General features: G+C 66.3%; 6 protein-coding genes, 1 tRNA gene and 3 rRNA genes. 9 read left to right on the plus strand and 1 reads right to left on the minus strand.

Annotated features, from left to right (window positions below; genetic code table 11):
• Positions 1-64 precede the first annotated feature (64 nt).
• From STRVI_RS08955 to STRVI_RS08980, 6 genes are all read left to right on the plus strand, one after another.
• The gene (locus STRVI_RS08955) at positions 65-1,750 is read left to right on the plus strand and encodes a ribonuclease J (protein WP_014055317.1); all 1,686 of its coding nucleotides are present in this window, start codon (positions 65-67) and stop codon (positions 1,748-1,750) included.
• A 509-nt stretch (positions 1,751-2,259) separates the two neighbouring features.
• A 16S ribosomal RNA gene (locus STRVI_RS08960) occupies positions 2,260-3,786 on the plus strand.
• A 288-nt stretch (positions 3,787-4,074) separates the two neighbouring features.
• Positions 4,075-7,193 (plus strand): 23S ribosomal RNA (locus tag STRVI_RS08965).
• 94 nt (positions 7,194-7,287) lie between these two features.
• A 5S ribosomal RNA gene (rrf, locus tag STRVI_RS08970) occupies positions 7,288-7,404 on the plus strand.
• Together the 16S, 23S and 5S rRNA genes form the textbook arrangement of a ribosomal RNA operon.
• Positions 7,405-7,500: 96 nt before the next feature.
• Positions 7,501-8,208 (plus strand): DegT/DnrJ/EryC1/StrS family aminotransferase, encoded by a 708-nt coding sequence (locus STRVI_RS08975; protein ID WP_014055318.1) that lies wholly within the window; start codon positions 7,501-7,503, stop codon positions 8,206-8,208.
• A gap of 61 nt (positions 8,209-8,269) precedes the next feature.
• A tRNA-Thr gene (locus STRVI_RS08980) sits at positions 8,270-8,342 on the plus strand.
• Between the two features lie 88 nt (positions 8,343-8,430).
• On the opposite strand, the gene STRVI_RS08985 is transcribed toward STRVI_RS08980, so the two are convergent.
• The gene (locus STRVI_RS08985; protein WP_014055319.1) at positions 8,431-11,097 is read right to left on the minus strand and encodes a SpoIIE family protein phosphatase; all 2,667 of its coding nucleotides are present in this window, start codon (positions 11,095-11,097) and stop codon (positions 8,431-8,433) included.
• A gap of 212 nt (positions 11,098-11,309) precedes the next feature.
• Here STRVI_RS08985 and STRVI_RS08990 point away from each other — a divergent pair, with 212 nt between their 5' ends.
• From STRVI_RS08990 to STRVI_RS09000, 3 genes are all read left to right on the plus strand, one after another.
• A complete protein-coding gene (locus tag STRVI_RS08990; protein ID WP_014055320.1) occupies positions 11,310-16,865 on the plus strand; it encodes a HAMP domain-containing protein in 5,556 nt (1,851 codons plus the stop codon).
• A 274-nt stretch (positions 16,866-17,139) separates the two neighbouring features.
• Positions 17,140-17,817 carry a response regulator gene (locus STRVI_RS08995; RefSeq protein ID WP_014055321.1) on the plus strand — a complete coding sequence of 226 codons (678 nt, stop codon included), beginning with the start codon at positions 17,140-17,142 and terminating at the stop codon, positions 17,815-17,817.
• Between the two features lie 176 nt (positions 17,818-17,993).
• Positions 17,994-20,816: a DNA translocase FtsK gene (locus STRVI_RS09000; RefSeq protein ID WP_043238277.1), complete on the plus strand. Its 2,823-nt coding sequence runs from the start codon at positions 17,994-17,996 to the stop codon at positions 20,814-20,816.
• Positions 20,817-20,953: the final 137 nt, after the last annotated feature.

The following is a 20,953-nucleotide window of genomic DNA, read 5'->3' on the forward strand; positions in this document are numbered from 1 at the left end:
TGTACGAATGTCACGCGCGCCATGTGCCCAGGGGGCATGTGGCGCGTGTGGTGAGGAGAGTCTTTTGAGTCATCCGCATCCTGAGCTTGGCCCTCCGCCGAAGCTCCCCGAGGGCGGCCTGCGTGTCACCCCACTCGGCGGCCTCGGTGAGATCGGCCGGAACATGACGGTCTTCGAGTACGGTGGCCGGCTGCTGATCGTCGACTGCGGGGTGCTCTTCCCCGAGGAGGAGCAGCCCGGAGTCGACCTGATCCTGCCGGACTTCACGTCCATCCGGGACCGCCTCGACGACATCGACGGCATCGTCCTGACCCACGGGCACGAGGACCATATCGGCGGCGTCCCCTTCCTGCTGCGCGAGAAGGCCGACATCCCGCTGATCGGCTCCAAGCTGACCCTCGCCCTGATCGAGGCGAAGCTGCAGGAGCACCGGATCCGCCCGTACACCCTCGAGGTCGAGGAGGGGCACCGCGAGCGGATCGGCCCCTTCGAGTGCGAGTTCATCGCGGTCAACCACTCCATCCCGGACGCCCTCGCGGTCGCCATCCGCACCCCGGCCGGCATGGCCGTGCACACCGGCGACTTCAAGATGGACCAGTTGCCGCTGGACGGCCGCCTCACGGATCTGCCCGCGTTCGCCAAGCTCGGCGAGGAGGGCATCGATCTGCTCCTGGTGGACTCCACCAACGCAGAGGTCCCCGGGTTCGTACCGCCCGAGCGCGATATCTCCGGCGTACTGCGCCAGGTCTTCAGCAACGCGCAGAAGCGCATCATCGTCGCCAGCTTCGCCAGCCATGTGCACCGCATCCAGCAAATCCTCGACGCGGCCCATGAGCACGGACGCAGGGTCGCCTTCGTCGGCCGCTCGATGGTCCGCAACATGGGCATCGCACGTGACCTCGGCTATCTGCGGGTGCCGGCCGGTCTCGTGGTGGATGTGAAGACCCTCGACGACCTACCGGACGAGGAGGTGGTGCTCGTCTGCACGGGCTCCCAGGGCGAGCCGATGGCCGCGCTGTCCCGGATGGCCAACCGCGATCACCAGATCCGGATCGTCCAGGGCGACACGGTGATCCTGGCCTCGTCGCTGATCCCCGGCAATGAGAACGCGGTGTACCGGGTCATCAACGGACTGACGCGATGGGGCGCCACGGTCGTCCACAAGGGCAATGCCAAGGTCCATGTCTCCGGCCACGCCTCGGCCGGCGAGCTGCTGTACTTCTACAACATCTGCAAGCCCAAGAACCTGATGCCGGTGCACGGCGAATGGCGCCATCTACGGGCCAACGCCGAACTGGGCGCGTTGACCGGGGTTCCGAAGAACCGTTGCGTCATCGCCGAGGACGGGGTCGTGGTCGACCTCGTCGACGGCATCGCCAAGATCGTCGGCAAGGTGCAGGCGGGATACGTGTACGTGGACGGCCTCTCGGTCGGCGATGTCACGGAGACCTCGCTCAAGGACCGCCGCATCCTCGGCGAGGAGGGCATCATCTCGATCTTCGTGGTCGTCGACAGTTCGACCGGCAAGGTCGTGGGTGGTCCGCATATCCACGCAAGGGGCTCCGGGATCGAGGACTCGGCCTTCACCGCGGTCATCCCGAAGATCGAGGATGCCATGGTGAAGTCGGCCTCCGACGGGGTCGTGGACGCGCATCAGCTCCAGCAGTTGGCGCGGCGCGCGGTCGGTAAGTGGGTCTCCGACAGCTACCGACGGCGCCCGATGATCCTTCCGGTGGTCGTCGAGGTCTGACGTCTGGTCTGACACCTCCTCAGCACCACACCGGCGCTGAACACCCGGCGGGGCTCCTCGATTTGCATCGAGGAGCCCCGCTCCAGTACGTTTACGGCTCCGCCAGAGGGGAACCCGGAGGACTCAACGGTCTCCGGAGGAGCCCACCGGCGGGGTGGAAATCGACTCAGAGAAATTCTGATAAAGTCGGGGACACCGAAAGGGAAGGCCCTCCAACGGCCACCGGAAACGGAATTCGGACCGGAAACGGAACGGAAAACGGATCTGGTAAGGTTGGAAACACCGAAGGGAAGCGCCCGGAGAGACCGGTGAAACGGTTTCAAAGGAAGCGTCCGTTCCTTGAGAACTCAACAGCGTGCCAAAAGTCAACGCCAGATATGTTGATACCCCGTCCATCTCGGACGAGGTTCCTTTGGAAAAATACACAGCGAGGACGCTGTGGGCGGACTGGATTATTCCTCTGGTCTGCTCCGCTCTCGTGACTGTGTGACCGGGATATCCCGGAAGCATTCACGGAGAGTTTGATCCTGGCTCAGGACGAACGCTGGCGGCGTGCTTAACACATGCAAGTCGAACGATGAACCGGTTTCGGCCGGGGATTAGTGGCGAACGGGTGAGTAACACGTGGGCAATCTGCCCTGCACTCTGGGACAAGCCCTGGAAACGGGGTCTAATACCGGATATGACACGCTCCCGCATGGGATGCGTGTGGAAAGCTCCGGCGGTGCAGGATGAGCCCGCGGCCTATCAGCTTGTTGGTGGGGTGATGGCCTACCAAGGCGACGACGGGTAGCCGGCCTGAGAGGGCGACCGGCCACACTGGGACTGAGACACGGCCCAGACTCCTACGGGAGGCAGCAGTGGGGAATATTGCACAATGGGCGAAAGCCTGATGCAGCGACGCCGCGTGAGGGATGACGGCCTTCGGGTTGTAAACCTCTTTCAGCAGGGAAGAAGCGAGAGTGACGGTACCTGCAGAAGAAGCGCCGGCTAACTACGTGCCAGCAGCCGCGGTAATACGTAGGGCGCAAGCGTTGTCCGGAATTATTGGGCGTAAAGAGCTCGTAGGCGGCTTGTCACGTCGGATGTGAAAGCCCGGGGCTTAACTCCGGGTCTGCATTCGATACGGGCAGGCTAGAGTTCGGTAGGGGAGATCGGAATTCCTGGTGTAGCGGTGAAATGCGCAGATATCAGGAGGAACACCGGTGGCGAAGGCGGATCTCTGGGCCGATACTGACGCTGAGGAGCGAAAGCGTGGGGAGCGAACAGGATTAGATACCCTGGTAGTCCACGCCGTAAACGTTGGGAACTAGGTGTGGGCGACATTCCACGTCGTCCGCGCCGCAGCTAACGCATTAAGTTCCCCGCCTGGGGAGTACGGCCGCAAGGCTAAAACTCAAAGGAATTGACGGGGGCCCGCACAAGCGGCGGAGCATGTGGCTTAATTCGACGCAACGCGAAGAACCTTACCAAGGCTTGACATACACCGGAAACATCCAGAGACAGGGGCCCCCTTGTGGTCGGTGTACAGGTGGTGCATGGCTGTCGTCAGCTCGTGTCGTGAGATGTTGGGTTAAGTCCCGCAACGAGCGCAACCCTTGTTCTGTGTTGCCAGCATGCCTTTCGGGGTGATGGGGACTCACAGGAGACTGCCGGGGTCAACTCGGAGGAAGGTGGGGACGACGTCAAGTCATCATGCCCCTTATGTCTTGGGCTGCACACGTGCTACAATGGCCGGTACAATGAGCTGCGAAGCCGTGAGGTGGAGCGAATCTCAAAAAGCCGGTCTCAGTTCGGATTGGGGTCTGCAACTCGACCCCATGAAGTCGGAGTCGCTAGTAATCGCAGATCAGCATTGCTGCGGTGAATACGTTCCCGGGCCTTGTACACACCGCCCGTCACGTCACGAAAGTCGGTAACACCCGAAGCCGGTGGCCCAACCCTTGTGGGGGGAGCCGTCGAAGGTGGGACTGGCGATTGGGACGAAGTCGTAACAAGGTAGCCGTACCGGAAGGTGCGGCTGGATCACCTCCTTTCTAAGGAGCACATGGCCGACTGCGAGCGCATGTCTCGCACGGTTTGCTCATGGGTGGAACGTTGACTATTCGGCACGGTCCTTCATGTGAAGACCGCTAGTACTGCCCTCCGGGGCGTGGAACGCGGATCGGATCAGAGGACGGTGCCGGGCACGCTGTTGGGTGTCTGAGGGTACGGGCAAATTTTTGCTTGTTCCTTCGGCCGGTCCCGGTGAACCACATCAATGGGTGTGGGTGACGGGGTACGGGTCGTTGTTTGAGAACTGCACAGTGGACGCGAGCATCTGTGGCCAAGTTTTTAAGGGCGCACGGTGGATGCCTTGGTACCAGGAACCGATGAAGGACGTGGGAGGCCGCGATAGGCCCCGGGGAGCTGTCAACCGAGCTTTGATCCGGGGGTGTCCGAATGGGGAAACCCGGCAGTCGTCATGGGCTGTCACCCATACCTGAACACATAGGGTATGTGGAGGGAACGCGGGGAAGTGAAACATCTCAGTACCCGCAGGAAGAGAAAACAACCGTGATTCCGGGAGTAGTGGCGAGCGAAGCCGGATGAGGCTAAACCGTATGTGTGTGATACCCGGCAGGGGTTGCGCATGCGGGGTTGTGGGAATGAGCTTCAGTCGTCTGCCGGCGACTGGGCGAGTTAGAAACCATTGCGATAGGCGAAGGACATGCGAAAGGTCCGGCTTAGAGGGTAAGACCCCCGTAGCTGAAATCGTGATGGCTTGCTTGCTCATCTCCCAAGTAGCACGGGGCCCGAGAAATCCCGTGTGAATCTGGCGGGACCACCCGCTAAGCCTAAATATTCCCTGGTGACCGATAGCGGATAGTACCGTGAGGGAATGGTGAAAAGTACCGCGGGAGCGGAGTGAAATAGTACCTGAAACCGTGTGCCTACAAGCCGTGGGAGCGTCGCCGTGTTCTTCGGAGCACGGTCGTGACTGCGTGCCTTTTGAAGAATGAGCCTGCGAGTTTGCGGTGTGTTGCGAGGTTAACCCGTGTGGGGAAGCCGTAGCGAAAGCGAGTCCGAATAGGGCGGTATAGTAGCGCGCTCAAGACCCGAAGCGGAGTGATCTAGCCATGGGCAGGTTGAAGCGGAGGTAAGACTTCGTGGAGGACCGAACCCACCAGGGTTGAAAACCTGGGGGATGACCTGTGGTTAGGGGTGAAAGGCCAATCAAACTCCGTGATAGCTGGTTCTCCCCGAAATGCATTTAGGTGCAGCGTCGTGTGTTTCTTGCCGGAGGTAGAGCACTGGATAGGCGATGGGCCCTACCGGGTTACTGACCTTAGCCAAACTCCGAATGCCGGTAAGTGAGAGCGCGGCAGTGAGACTGTGGGGGATAAGCTCCATGGTCGAGAGGGAAACAGCCCAGAGCATCGACTAAGGCCCCTAAGCGTACGCTAAGTGGGAAAGGATGTGGAGTCGCAGAGACAACCAGGAGGTTGGCTTAGAAGCAGCCATCCTTGAAAGAGTGCGTAATAGCTCACTGGTCAAGTGATTCCGCGCCGACAATGTAGCGGGGCTCAAGCGTACCGCCGAAGTCGTGTCATTGCAGCATTACCCCCAACGGGGGCTGTGATGAGTAGGGGAGCGTCGTGTGCCGGGTGAAGCAGCCGTGTAAGCGAGTTGTGGATGGTTCACGAGTGAGAATGCAGGCATGAGTAGCGATACACACGTGGGAAACGTGTGCGCCGATTGACTAAGGGTTCCTGGGTCAAGCTGATCTGCCCAGGGTAAGTCGGGACCTAAGGCGAGGCCGACAGGCGTAGTCGATGGACAACCGGTTGATATTCCGGTACCCGCTTTGAAGCGTCAACGTCGAACCAGGCGATGCTAAGTCCGTGAAGCCGCCCTGGAGCCTTCGGGCAAAGGGGAGTGGTGGAGCCGACGGTCCAGACCTGTAGTAGGTGAGTGATGGGGTGACGCAGGAAGGTAGTCCAGCCCGGGCGGTGGTTGTCCCGGGGTAAGGGTGTAGCCCGAGGGGTAGGTAAATCCGTCCCTCATGTGGGTGAGACCTGATGCCGAGCCGATTGTGGTGAAGTGGATGATCCTATGCTGTCGAGAAAAGCCTCTAGCGAGTTTCATGGCGGCCCGTACCCTAAACCGACTCAGGTGGTCAGGTAGAGAATACCGAGGCGTTCGGGTGAACTATGGTTAAGGAACTCGGCAAAATGCCCCCGTAACTTCGGGAGAAGGGGGGCCATTGTTGGTGATCACCCTTGCGGTGTGAGCCGGTGGTGGCCGCAGAGACCAGCGAGAAGCGACTGTTTACTAAAAACACAGGTCCGTGCGAAGCCGTAAGGCGATGTATACGGACTGACGCCTGCCCGGTGCTGGAACGTTAAGGGGACCGGTTAGTCACATTTCGGTGTGGCGAAGCTGAGAACTTAAGCGCCAGTAAACGGCGGTGGTAACTATAACCATCCTAAGGTAGCGAAATTCCTTGTCGGGTAAGTTCCGACCTGCACGAATGGCGTAACGACTTCTCGACTGTCTCAACCATAGGCCCGGTGAAATTGCACTACGAGTAAAGATGCTCGTTTCGCGCAGCAGGACGGAAAGACCCCGGGACCTTTACTATAGCTTGATATTGGTGTTCGGTTCGGCTTGTGTAGGATAGGTGGGAGACTGTGAACTCTGGACGCCAGTTCAGGGGGAGTCATTGTTGAAATACCACTCTGGTCGTGCTGGATGTCTAACCTGGGTCCGTGATCCGGATCAGGGACAGTGTCTGGTGGGTAGTTTAACTGGGGCGGTTGCCTCCTAAAGGGTAACGGAGGCGCCCAAAGGTTCCCTCAGCCTGGTTGGCAATCAGGTGTTGAGTGTAAGTGCACAAGGGAGCTTGACTGTGAGACCGACGGGTCGAGCAGGGACGAAAGTCGGGACTAGTGATCCGGCGGTGGCTTGTGGAAGCGCCGTCGCTCAACGGATAAAAGGTACCCCGGGGATAACAGGCTGATCTTCCCCAAGAGTCCATATCGACGGGATGGTTTGGCACCTCGATGTCGGCTCGTCGCATCCTGGGGCTGGAGTCGGTCCCAAGGGTTGGGCTGTTCGCCCATTAAAGCGGTACGCGAGCTGGGTTTAGAACGTCGTGAGACAGTTCGGTCCCTATCCGCTGTGCGCGTAGGAGTCTTGAGAAGGGCTGTCCCTAGTACGAGAGGACCGGGACGGACGAACCTCTGGTGTGCCAGTTGTCCTGCCAAGGGCATGGCTGGTTGGCTACGTTCGGGAGGGATAACCGCTGAAAGCATCTAAGCGGGAAGCCTGCTTCGAGATGAGGACTCCCACCCACTTGATGGGTTAAGGCTCCCAGTAGACGACTGGGTTGATAGGCCAGATATGGAAGCCGGGTAACCGGTGGAGTTGACTGGTACTAATAGGCCGAGGGCTTGTCCTCAGGTGCTCGCGTCCACTGTGTTGGTTCTGAAGCAATGAACCGTATTGAACCCCCCTCTTGTTTGGGGTGTGGTTCCGGTTCAGCTTTATAGTGTTTCGGTGGTCATAGCGTTAGGGAAACGCCCGGTTACATTTCGAACCCGGAAGCTAAGCCTTTCAGCGCCGATGGTACTGCAGGGGGGACCCTGTGGGAGAGTAGGACACCGCCGAACAAATATTGCAAAGAGCCCTGTCGGGACTTCGGTCACCGACAGGGCTCTTCTGCTGTTGTGTTGTGGGCTACTCGGTGTTCATGTTGCCTGGGCAACATGCCGCTCATGGGGACACCTACGGATGAGCTGCTGCATGAGTTGACCCGGGCGCGTGTGCGGCCGGGCGACGAGGTAATCGTGCCGTCCTACGGCACTCCTGAGGCCGCTGAAGCGGTGCTGCTGGCCGGTGCCCGGCCGGTGTTCGTGGACATCGACGCCCATACCTACTGCATAGACCCGGCCGCGGTGGCCGAGGCGCTGACGCCCCGGACCGCGGCCATCGTAGCCATTCACACCTTCGGACATCCCGCCGACATGGCGGCCCTCACCGACCTGGGCCAGCGGCACGGCGTGCTGGTGATCGGATACGGGTCGGTCGGTGAGCCCGCCGGGGAGATTCTGCGGCGGCAGGCCAACGCGGCCTATCTGGACGGAAAGTTGCGCGGAGTTCTCACGCCGCCGGTCGCGCCCGGCGTGGAACACACCTATCAGCAGTACGTCGTTCGGGTTCCCGGCAACGGCCGGCCGGACCGGGATGCCTTCGCCCGCACGCTGCGTTCTCGCGGCGTCGTTTGCCATGTGCCCGTACAGACACCCGCGCACCGCACCGCGCGCTTCCGGCGCGATCTGTGGCTTGCGGAGACCGAGCGGGCGGCCGATGAATGCCTGGCGCTGCCCGTCGATCCGACCATGTCGCGGCGGGAGTTGCAGCGCGTGGTCTCGGCCTGCAATGCGCTGGGCGGGCTGCTGCAGTCAGCCGCCTGAGGCACGGGGGCGAGTGGTCGGGAGCGCACCCGAGTTCGGGTATGATCTATCCCGTCGACGCGCCCCAATAGCTCAGTCGGCAGAGCGTCTCCATGGTAAGGAGAAGGTCTACGGTTCGATTCCGTATTGGGGCTCTCCTGCGAAAGGCCCCCGCCACGTGGCGGGGGCCTTCGTCATGTTCGGGCATTGCGCGGGGGCGCCAAGCGCCCCCGGCCGCCCGCCTCAGGAATCGGCGTGCTCGGGGACGCGCATCACCAGGATCGCCATGTCGTCCGACGGCGGCTCCGCCGCGAAGCGCTCCACGGCCCGGAGCACCCGGGCGGCCACCGCGCCCGCCGTAAGGCCGGTAGAGGTCGTGAGGACGTCGATAAGGCCGTCGTCGCCGAGCATCCTGGTGCCCTCGCGCCGCTCCGTCACCCCGTCGGTGACGCACAGCAGCACATCGCCCGGGTCGAGCGTCACCGTCTGCTCGTACAGCTCGAGGTCCTCCATGACGCCGAGCAGCGGCTGGGGCTCGGCCGCCGCCTCCACGCTGCCGTCCTGGCGCAGCCGGAGCGGCAGGGGGTGTCCGGCGCAGACGACCTTGAGCATCGCGCTGCCGTCGTGCTGGGGCCACAACTCCCCGTAGAGGAGGGTCAGGAAGCGGCTGCGGGCGCCCTCGTCGAGGATGGCCGCGTTGAGCCGCTCCAGGACCGCCGGGCCCCCGAAACCCTCGCGGGCGAGCAGCCGCAGGGCGTGCCGGGCGAGTCCGGTGACCGCGGCGGCCTCCGGTCCGGTGCCGCAGACATCGCCGATGGCGAAGCCGTACGCCCCGTCGCGGATCGGGAAGAGGTCGTAGAAGTCGCCGCCGACCTCATTGCCCTCGCCCGCCGCGCGGTAGATGACCTCGACCTCGACTCCGGGGACCTCGGGCTGCTCGGGCGGCAGCAGACTGCGCTGCAGGGACTGGCTGATGGCGGTGCGCTCCGAGTAGAGCCGCGCGTTGTCCAGCGCGAGCGCGGCCCGGCGGGAGAGGTCCTCGGCGAGCTCCAGGTTCTCCTGGCGGAAGTGCTCGTCGGTGGGCTTGCCGAGGATGAGCATGCCGATGACGCGGTTACGGGCCACCAGGGGCAGTACGACGGTCTCCCCGCCGACCGCGGAGGCGGTCGCGAGCGAGGCGCCGGGGCCGGAGGAGGGGCGGGCGGAGTCGCCGAGGCTGAGGCTGCGCAGGGAGGTGCGCAGGGCGGCGGCGTGGGCCGCGTCATAGGGGCCGGACCAGCTCCGGGCGCCGCCGGTGGGGACCTGCTCCGGTGGGTCGATCTTCATCAGCAGGGCCTTGAGCCCGTCGATGCGGTCCTCGTCCTCGTGCAGGACGTACGACAGCTCGGGCTCGGACGCCTGGTCGGCGACCGTATAGACGGCGCACCAACTGGCCAGCGTGGGCACCGTCATCTGGGCCATCAGCGCCAGCGTCTGATCGCGGTCCAGGGTGCCCGCGAGGAGGTCGGACGCCTCGACAAGGAAGGACAGCGAGCCGCGGCGCAGCCGCTCCAGCTCGGTGAGACGGGCGCGCTCGACGGCGAGGGCGATGCGGTCGGCGGCGAACTGCAGCCGCAGGGCCTCTTCGTTGCTGTAGCGGGCGGGGGATTCGGCGGCGACGCCGAGCGAGCCGGTGAGCCGGCCCTCGACCTTCAGCGGGACGGTGACGACGGAACGCATGCCCGTGTTCACCAGCAGTGGAACGGCGCCGGGCACCGCGGACAGATCCTCGTGGACCGCGGGCATCCGGGCCGAGCCGTAGCGCCCGGTGCCCGCTTCGACGGGGACGCGGGCGAAGCGCTGGCGGGCGGAGGGCAGCCCGGTGGAGGCGCGGACCTCCAACTCGGTCTCGTCGTCGGTGGCGAGCAGCAGATAGGCGGCGTCGCCGTCGAGCATGTCACGGGCCCGCTCGACGGTGCGCTGGAGCAGACCGTCGAGGTCGTCGGGGGCCGGAGAGCCGATGAAGACCTCGAAGGCGTCGGTGGCCTGGCCCCGGTCGGAGGTGTCGGCGGTGTCGACATTCGCACCGCGCATCGGGCTCTGCAGGACGGCGCGCTCGCGTTCGCCCACCAGCAGACAGACGGTGGACGGCTCGCCCTCGGCGTCGCGGATGCGCAGATGGGAGGCGTAGACGGGGGCGACCCGGCCGTCGGCGCCGCGGATGCCGTAGGAGCCCTCCCAGCGCGAGAGCAGGAGGGCCTCGGCGACGCCGGTGCCGGTGCCTGGGGTGTGCGGCCACGCCGCGAGGTCGGTCAGCGGCTTGCCGATGACCTGCTCCGGTGGGTAGCCGAACAGCTCCTGAGCGTCGTCGTTCCAGGCGCTGATCAGACCGCCGCTGTCGACCTGGACGACCCCGACCCGGACCCGGGCGTCGGCGATGGGCAGGGCGCTGGAGGGCAGGGCGGGCCCGGCCGCTCGGGTCCCGGCCGGGCGGTCGGGGAAATCGAGCTGGAACCAGACCTGCTTGTGGGTCGCGGTGTACTCGACGCCCCAGCGGCCGGCGAGGGCCGCGCACAGCAGGAGACCTCGGCCGCCCTCGCGGTCGGGGTTTCCGAAGTGGTGGCCGCCGTTGCTCTGCAGCGGGACCTCGCGCTCAGGGTAGCGGTCGGCGACCTCGACGCGTACGCCGGTGTCGGCGCGGATGCAGACAACATCGGCGGTGGTACCGGCGTGCACTACCGCGTTGGTGACAAGTTCGCTGGTCAGGACGACGGCGTCGTCCACGATGTCGGTGAGGCCCCACCCCTGGAGGGTGTCCCGGACAAAAGTGCGGGCGGCGGCGACCGAGCGTCCCACCGGCTCGAAGGTGGCGGCTGCCCGCGCGGTGATCACAGGTCTCCTCATATGTGTCTCGGCGAACTGCTCACCCATGTCGCAGCGCCCCTCCGATGCCCTGGCCGGTTGCCAGGTTACTTACCACCGACGCCCGCGCGAATGCCGGTCGGCCTCGATTCCCCCCAGAGTGGGCGTTCGGGGGTGTGGGATGCTGCCGAACTGTTATGGCCTGGTTGGGCCATGGTGAAACACTGGGGAAGCTGGAAGAAGAACCCGACGAGGATGGTCAACCCTGCGGGAGGGACACGGTGGAGTCTGGCGCAGCGGCGCGGGGCACGAACACGCGCGCGAAAGGCGGACGGTCCCGGAGCAATGGGACGACTGAAGTGGATACGGCGGCCCTGAACCGGCTGCTGACCGCGATGACGGCGATGCGGGACGGGAACTTCCGCAAGCGGCTCACGGTCTCGGGCGAGGGTGTGATGGCCGAGATCGCCGCGGTCTTCAACGAGGTCGCGGATCGCAATCTGCAGCTCACCGGTGAGCTGACCCGGGTGCGGCGGGTGGTCGGCCGCGAGGGCAAGCTCACCGAGCGGCTGGAGACCGGTGCCTGTGAGGGCCAGTGGGCGGCGGCCATTGACGCGTCCAACGCCCTGGTGGACGATCTTGTGCGGCCGGTGTCCGAGGTGGGCCGGGTGCTGTCGGCGGTCGCCGAGGGCGATCTCGAGCAGCGCATGGACCTGCGAGCGCAGGGCGCCGATGGATCGGCGCATCCCCTGCGGGGCGAGTTCCTGAAGGTGGGGCGCACGGTCAACGGCCTGGTGGACCAGCTCTCCGCGTTCACCGACGAGGTGACGCGGGTCGCGAGTGAGGTCGGCACCGAGGGCAAGCTGGGTGGCCAGGCCCGAGTGCGCGGAATGTCGGGTTCGTGGAAGGATCTCACGGAGTCCGTCAACACGATGGCCTCCCGGCTCACCGCCCAGGTGCGTGATATTGCTCTCGTGACGACGGCGGTGGCCAAGGGTGATCTGTCCCGGAAGGTCACGGTTCATGTGTCCGGGGAGATGCTCGAGCTGAAGGAAACCGTCAACACGATGGTGGACCAGCTCTCCTCGTTCGCCTCCGAGGTGACCCGGGTCGCCCGTGAGGTGGGCACCGAGGGCGAGCTGGGCGGCCAGGCGAAGGTTCCGGGCGTCGCGGGCGTCTGGAAGGACCTGACCGACTCCGTCAACCTCATGGCGGGGAATCTGACCGCGCAGGTGCGTGGGATCGCGCAGGTCACCACGGCGGTCGCCAACGGTGATCTGTCGCAGAAGGTGACGGTCAGCGCACGCGGCGAGGTCGCGCAGTTGGCCGACACGATCAACACCATGACCGAGACGCTGCGCACCTTCGCGGACGAGGTCACGCGGGTGGCCAGCGAGGTCGGTGCCGAGGGGCTGCTGGGCGGTCAGGCGCAGGTGCCGGGTGCGGCGGGGACGTGGAAGGACCTCACCGATTCGGTGAACACCGCGTTCCGGAACCTCACCGCGCAGGTGCGGGACATCGCGCAGGTGACGACGGCGGTGGCGAACGGCGATCTGTCGCAGAAGGTCACCGTCGATGTGGCCGGCGAGATGCTGGAGCTGAAGAACACCACCAACACGATGGTCGACCAGCTGCAGTCCTTCGGCGCCGAGGTGACGCGGGTCGCCCGGGAGATCGGCGTCGAGGGCGAGCTGGGTGGCCAGGCGCAGGTGCCGGGTGCGGCGGGAACGTGGAAGGACCTCACCGATTCGGTGAACACGGCCTTCCGGAACCTCACCGGACAGGTGCGCAACATCGCGCAGGTGACGACGGCGGTGGCGAACGGCGATCTGTCGCAGAAGGTCACCGTCGATGTCTCCGGCGAGATGCTCAAGCTGAAGAACACCGTGAACACCATGGTGGACCAGCTCTCCTCGTTCGCCGACCAGGTCACCAGGATGGCGCGGGACGTGGGCACCGAGGGCCGGCTGGGTGGTCAGGCCCGGGTGGACGGGGTCAGCGGCGTCTGGAAGGACCTGACCGACTCCGTCAACTCCATGGCCGGGAACCTGACCGCGCAGGTGCGCGGTATCGCCCAGGTGACGACGGCGGTCGCGCGCGGCGATCTGTCGCAGAAGATCGAGGTGGACGCGCGCGGCGAGATCCTCGAGCTGAAGAACACCATCAACACGATGGTCGACCAGCTCTCCGCCTTCGCCGAGCAGGTGACCCGCGTCGCCCGTGAGGTGGGTACGGACGGCCGGCTGGGCGGTCAGGCGCAGGTGCCCGGTGTGGCGGGCGTATGGCGCGATCTGACCGACTCGGTGAACGGCATGGCGGGCAATCTGACCGCCCAGGTGCGCAATATCGCGCAGGTCGCCACGGCGGTCGCGCGCGGTGACCTCTCCCAGAAGATCGACGTCGATGCGCGCGGCGAGATCCTGGAGCTCAAGAACACCCTGAACACGATGGTCGACCAGTTGTCCTCCTTCGCGGAGGAGGTCACCAGGGTCGCTCGCGAGGTGGGCACCGAGGGCCAGTTGGGCGGCCAGGCCGAGGTGCAGGGCGTCTCCGGGACGTGGAAGGACCTCACCCAGTCCGTCAACAGCATGGCCAACAACCTGACGTCCCAGGTGCGTTCGATCGCGGAGGTGACGACGGCGGTCGCCAAGGGCGATCTGTCGAAGAAGATCACCGTCGATGCGAAGGGCGAGATCCTGGAACTGGTCACCACCGTGAACACGATGGTCGACCAGCTCTCGTCGTTCGCCGAGCAGGTGACCCGGGTGGCCCGTGAGGTGGGCACCGAGGGACAGTTGGGCGGTCAGGCGCGGGTTCCGGGCGTGACCGGTATCTGGAAGGACCTGAGCAACAACGTCAACCTGATGGCCAACAACCTGACCATCCAGGTGCGGAACATCTCGCAGGTCTCGGCCGCGGTCGCCAACGGCGATCTGACGAAGAAGGTGACGGTCGAGGCGCGCGGGGAGGTCGCGGCGCTGGCCGACACCGTCAACACGATGGTGACGACGCTGTCCTCGTTCGCCGACGAGGTCACCCGCGTGGCCCGCGAGGTGGGCACGGACGGCATCCTGGGCGGCCAGGCCCGGGTGCCCGGCGTCTCGGGGACGTGGAAGGACCTCACCGAGTCCGTGAACTCGATGGCGTCCAACCTGACCGGACAGGTCCGCAACATCGCGATGGTCACCACGGCCATCGCCCAGGGTGATCTGACCAAGAAGATCGACATCGAGGCGCGTGGCGAGATCCTCGAGCTGAAGACGACCATCAACACGATGGTCGACCAGCTCTCGTCGTTCGCCGACCAGGTGACCCGAGTGGCCCGCGAGGTGGGCACCGAGGGCCAGCTGGGCGGCCAGGCGCGGGTGCGGGACGTGGCCGGCACCTGGAAGGACCTGACCGAGTCGGTGAACGAGATGGCCGGCAACCTGACCCGTCAGGTGCGCGCCATCGCCGAGGTCGCCACCGCGGTGACCCGCGGTGATCTCAACCTCAAGATCGATGTGGACGCCTCGGGCGAGATCCAGGTCCTCCAGGACCACATCAACACCATGATCGCCAACCTGCGCGAGACGACGCTCGCCAACAAGGAGCAGGACTGGCTCAAGGGCAACCTCGCCCGGATCTCCGGTCTGATGCAGGGACGGCGCGACCTGGAGGACGTCGCCCGGCTGATCATGAGCGAGCTGACCCCGGTGGTCTCCGCCCAGCACGGCGCGTTCTTCCTGGCCGTACCGCCGGGCGAGGGCACCGAGGTGGTCGCGGACAGCACCTCCGACGACGGCTACGAACTGCTGCTGGTCGGTTCCTACAGCTACACCCTCGGCTCGATGCCCACGCGCTTCAAGGCCGGTGAGACGCTGATCGGCACGGTCGCCGAGGAGAAGCGCCCGATCCTGGTGGAGAACGTGCCACCGGGCTATCTCAAGATCGCCTCGGGGCTCGGTGAGGCGGCTCCGGCCCATGTGATCGTGTTGCCGGTGCTCTTCGAGGGGCAACTGCTGGGCGTGATCGAGCTGGCCTCGTTCCAGCCCTTCGCCCAGATCCAGAAGGACTTCCTCAACCAGATCGCCGAGATGATCGGCACCAGTGTCAACACCATCAGCGTCAACACCAAGACCGAGGTGCTGCTGAAGCAGTCGCAGGAGCTGACCGAGCAGCTGCGCGAGCGGTCCGCCGAGCTGGAGAACCGGCAGAAGGCCCTCCAGGCGTCCAACGCGGAGCTGGAGGAGAAGTCCGAGCGGCTGGCCCGCCAGAACCGCGACATCGAGGTCAAGAACACCGAGATCGAGGAAGCCCGGCAGGTGCTCGAGGAGCGCGCCGAGCAGCTCGCGGTCTCGATGCGCTACAAGAGCGAGTTCCTGGCGAACATGTCGCATGAGCTGCGCACACCGCTCAACTCGCTGCTGATCCTGGCCAAGCTGCTCGCCGACAACGCCGACGGCAATCTCTCGCCGAAGCAGGTGGAGTTCGCCGAGACCATCCACGGCGCGGGCTCGGACCTGCTGCAGTTGATCAACGACATCCTGGACCTGTCGAAGGTCGAGGCGGGCAAGATGGACGTCAGCCCGACCCGTATCGCCCTGGTCCAGCTCGTCGACTATGTGGAGGCCACCTTCCGGCCGCTGACCGCGGAGAAGGGCCTCGACTTCTCCGTAAGGGTGTCGCCGGAGCTGCCGGCGACGCTGCACACCGACGAGCAGCGGCTGCTGCAGGTGCTGCGCAACCTGCTGTCCAACGCGGTGAAGTTCACCGACAGCGGCGCCGTGGAGCTGGTCATCCGGCCGGCGGGCGCGGATGTGCCGCACGCCATCCGGGAGCAGTTGCTGGAGCACGGTGCCCTGCGCGACGCGGACGCCGACATGATCGCCTTCTCGGTCACCGACACCGGTATCGGCATCGCGGCCAGCAAGATGCGGGTGATCTTCGAGGCGTTCAAGCAGGCCGACGGCACCACCAGCCGGAAGTACGGCGGCACCGGGCTCGGCCTGTCCATCAGCCGGGAGATCGCCCGGCTGCTCGGCGGCGAGATCCACGCGGCCAGCGAGCCGGGCCGCGGCTCGACCTTCACGCTCTATCTGCCGCTGCACCCCAGCGAGCTGCCGCCGCAGGGCTACCCGCAGCTCGCCCCGAGCAGCTCGAGGCCGGGCCCGCTGGCGCTCGCGGCGCTCCCCAGCGGCGTGCAGGAGACCGTGGACGACGGAGCCGGGGCGGAGCAGGAGGGCGCACGGGACGCCTCCGGCGTTTCTTCGGCGGCGCGCGGCCACGGCGGCTCCGGGCTGTTCCGGCGGCGTCAGCGGGCCGAGCAGGAGGCTTCGCGGGCCGACGAGGAGCAGTCGCCGCCGCAGGCGGAGCTGAGCGCGCGGTCGTCCGCCCGCCGCCCGGGACGGCAGTCGCAGGCCCCCGAGCCCTGGCTGCTGGGCGGCCAGGACCTGGTGGTGCCGGAGCCGGTGGGCGGCTTCCACGGCGAGAAGGTACTGATCGTCGACGACGACATCCGTAATGTCTTCGCGCTGACCAGCGTGCTGGAGCAGCACGGACTGCAGGTCCTGTACGCGGAGAACGGCCGGGAGGGCATCGAGGTCCTGGAGCAGCACGACGATGTCGTGCTCGTCCTGATGGACATCATGATGCCGGAGATGGACGGCTACGCCACGACGGCCGCGATCCGCAGGATGCCCCAGTTCGCCGGGCTGCCGATCATCGCCCTCACCGCGAAGGCGATGAAGGGCGACCGGGAGAAGAGCATCGAAGCGGGCGCGTCGGACTACGTCACCAAGCCGGTCGACACCGATCATCTCCTTACAGTGATGGAGCACTGGATGTCGCCTGAGTGACCCGCGGCACGCCCGGGGCGGCTGTGGTGTTGACTGAGTGTCGCCGAACACGTGTGGGAACGCGGTATTCGGGGAACCTTCTGGTCTCCCACCGCGTTTCTGCTACGTGCACAGTGACATCGCGGTGACAGGGTGTGGCGAACAGCGGGGTGCGGCTACCATGACCGGCACAAGGACGGGCGGCGCAAGGGCGTCGTCCCCTGGGGCGGCGCCCGGTGCTTCCCCCAGCTCTGCGAGCTGGGGAGACCCCAAGCCGGGACGAGGAGGACGGGGCATGGTGCAGAAGGCCAAGATCCTCCTGGTCGATGACCGGCCGGAGAATCTGCTGGCGCTGGAGGCCATTCTCTCCGCGCTCGATCAGACCCTGGTGCGGGCATCGTCAGGGGAGGAAGCGCTCAAGGCGCTGTTGACGGACGACTTCGCGGTGATTCTGCTGGACGTCCAGATGCCGGGCATGGACGGGTTCGAGACCGCGGCGCACATCAAGCGCCGGGAGCGGACCCGCGACATCCCGATCATTTTCCTCACGGCGATCAACCACGGCCCCCACCACACCTTCCGGGGCTATGCGGCCGGCGCGGTGGACTACATCTCCAAACCGTTCGACCCCTGGGTGCTCAGAGCCAAGGTCTCGGTCTTCGTGGATCTGTACATGAAGAACTGCCAGCTGCGGGAGCAGGCGTCGCTGCTGCGGCTGCAGTTGGAGGGCGGTCAGCCCGCCGCCGGTGAGCCCAAGGAGTCGGCGGGGCTGCTCGCGGAGCTGTCCGCGCGGCTCGCCGCCGTCGAGGAGCAGGCCGAGGCGCTCTCCAAGCAGCTTGACGAGTCGGCGGATGCCGCCGCCGTGGCCACCGCGGCCCATCTGGAGCGCAAGCTGACCGGTCTGCGGCGGGCGCTGGACGCGCTGGAGCCGGGTGCGGGCAGCGGGGCCGGCCACGTCCCCTCGCAGAACTGAGCGGTCACCCCACCGTCACCGTCGGTCGGTCATCGCCGACCGGTCACCCGCACTTTGACGTGCCGTCACGGCTGCCTCACCGTCTCGACGGTGCAGCGGCACCGGTGTGACGTCCGTGGTCCCTGATACCCCCGCCATGCGTGCTCCGTACGGCGGACGCGGGTAATCTCGCCTCCATGGCCTCTCGTACGTCCGGCAAGGGTTCCCAGAGCACGGCGGGCACCTCGAAGAAGCGCGCCGGGCAGTCCGGAGGCGCTGCGAAGAAGACGGCCGCCAAGAAGGCGCCCGCGAAGAAGGCACCCGCCAAGAAGTCCGCCGCGCCCGCGAAGAGGGCCGCGGCGAAGAAGGCGGCGCCCCCTCCCGCACCGAATCCCACCAGCGGCGTGTACCGCGCCGTGCGCGCCGTGTGGATGGGCACGGCGCGCGCCGTCGCGGCGATGTTCCGCGGCATAGGACGCGGCGCCAAGGGACTCGACCCCGCCCACCGTAAGGACGGCAGCGCCCTGCTGCTGCTCGCCCTCGCCCTGATCGTCGCGGCGGGCACCTGGTCCAATCTGGACGGGCCGGTCGGCAGTCTGGTCGAGATGCTGGTCACCGGCGCCTTCGGCCGTCTCGACCTGGTGGTGCCGATACTGCTGGGCACGATCGCCGCCCGGCTGATCCTCCACCCGGAGCGCCCGGAGGCCAACGGGCGGATCGTCATCGGGCTCTCGGCGCTCGTCATCGGCGTCCTGGGACAGGTCCACATCGCCTGCGGCGCCCCGGGGCGCGGCCAGGGCACCGAGGCGATACAGGACGCGGGCGGCCTGATCGGCTGGGCCGTTTCCCGGCCGCTGATCTACCTGATGGGCGACGTGCTGGCCGTACCGCTGCTGGTGCTGCTCACCGTCTTCGGGCTGCTGGTGGTCACCGCGACGCCGGTCGCCGCCATTCCGCAGCGGCTGCGGCAGCTGGGCGTCCGGCTCGGCCTGGTGCGGGACGACGAGGACGCGTACGCCTCGGAGGCCGGGTACGACACGGGGGAGTACGCCGACGAATGGCGCGAGACGCCCTCCAGAAGGGCTCGCAGGACCTCGCTCGCCAAAGAGGACCCGGACGGTGCGGGAGGCCCGGAGCGGGCCGCGGAGGAGGCGCTGCGCAAGCGCCGGCGCTCGCGCCGCTCGTCGTCCGCGGGGCCGCCGCTCGACCGGCCCATGGACGCCGTGGACGTGGCGGCCGCGGCCGCCGCCTCGCTGGACGGGGCCGTGCTGCACGGTGTGCAGCCCTCGCCGCTCGTCGCCGGGCTCAGCAGCGGGATTTCGGGCGAGCGCGAGGACGGGGCCGCGAGCGGCGGGGTGCCGGTCGCGCGCGACGCCGACAACGAGTCCGGGCAGAGCGGCGCCAGGGGTAAGGCGGCGGGTGGGAAGGGCCGTAAGGACGGAGCCGGCGAGGCGGACCCGTCCCAGGTCCCCGACCTCACCCGGCCCGTGACCGCGACGAGCGAGCCGCTGCCGCCGCGCGCCGAGCAGCTGCAGCTCTCCGGCGACATCACCTACTCCCTGCCCTCGCTCGAGCTGCTGGAGCGCGGCGGTCCCGGCAAGACGCGCAGCGCGGCCAACGACGCGGTCGTGGACTCGCTGACGAAGGTGTTCACGGAGTTCAAGGTGGACGCCGCCGTCACCGGCTTCACCCGCGGCCCGACGGTCACCCGCTACGTGGTGGAACTGGGCCCGGCCGTCAAGGTCGAGCGGATCACCGCGCTGACCAAGAACATCGCCTACGCGGTCGCCAGCCCCGATGTGCGGATCATCAGCCCCATCCCCGGCAAGTCGGCCGTCGGCATCGAAATCCCCAACAGCGACCGCGAGATGGTCAACCTGGGCGATGTGCTGCGCTCGGCGGACTCCGTCGGCGACGACCATCCGATGCTCGTCGGGCTGGGCAAGGACGTCGAGGGCGGCTATGTGGCGGCCAATCTGGCCACCATGCCGCATGTGCTGGTGGCGGGCGCGACCGGTTCCGGCAAGTCGTCCTGCATCAACTGCCTGATCACGTCGGTCATGGCCCGTGCCACTCCGGACGATGTGCGGATGGTGCTGGTCGACCCCAAGCGCGTGGAGCTGACCGCCTACGAGGGCATTCCGCACCTGATCACGCCGATCATCACCAACCCCAAGCGCGCCGCCGAGGCGCTCCAGTGGGTCGTCCGCGAGATGGATCTTCGCTATGACGACCTGGCGGCGTACGGCTTCCGCCATATCGACGACTTCAACGCGGCGGTCCGCAAGGGGAAGGTGAAGGCGCCCGCGGGGAGCGAGCGGGAGCTCAAGCCCTATCCGTATCTGCTGGTGATCGTCGACGAGCTGGCCGACTTGATGATGGTCGCACCGCGCGATGTCGAGGACTCGATCGTGCGGATCACACAGCTGGCGCGTGCGGCCGGTATCCACCTGGTGCTGGCCACCCAGCGGCCCTCCGTGGACGTCGTCACGGGTCTGATCAAGGCCAATGTGCCCTCACGGCTCGCCTTCGCCACCTCCTCGCTGGCCGACAGCCGCGTCATCCTGGACCAGGCCGGTGCCGAGAAGCTGATCGGCAAGGGCGACGGTCTCTTTCTGCCGATGGGCGCGAACAAACCCACCCGGATGCAGGGCGCCTATGTCACCGAGGCCGAGGTCGAGGCGGTCGTCGCGCACTGCAAGGCGCAGATGGCACCGGTCTTCCGCGAGGACGTGACGGTCGGGTCGGCGAAGAAGAAGGAGATCGACGAGGAGATCGGCGATGATCTCGATCTGCTCTGCCAGGCCGCTGAGCTGGTCGTTTCCACTCAGTTCGGCTCGACGTCGATGCTGCAGCGCAAGCTGCGGGTGGGTTTCGCCAAGGCGGGGCGGCTGATGGATCTCATGGAGTCGCGGGGCGTCGTCGGCCCGAGCGAGGGATCCAAGGCGCGCGATGTGCTCGTCAAGCCGGATGAATTGGATGGCGTGCTCGACGTGATCCGCGGTAAGGCTCACTCATAAGGGTTTGGCGGGCAACCGTTTCCCCTACCGAAACGTCAAGTTGAGGGAGGTGGCGGAGTGAGACCCCAGAATCGTGATCGAACGGCAATCCCGATGGCGGACAAACTCCGTCCTCCCGCTTGCCCGACCCTTTCGCC

The organism is Streptomyces violaceusniger Tu 4113, from assembly GCF_000147815.2.
Lineage (GTDB): Bacteria > Actinomycetota > Actinomycetes > Streptomycetales > Streptomycetaceae > Streptomyces > Streptomyces violaceusniger_A.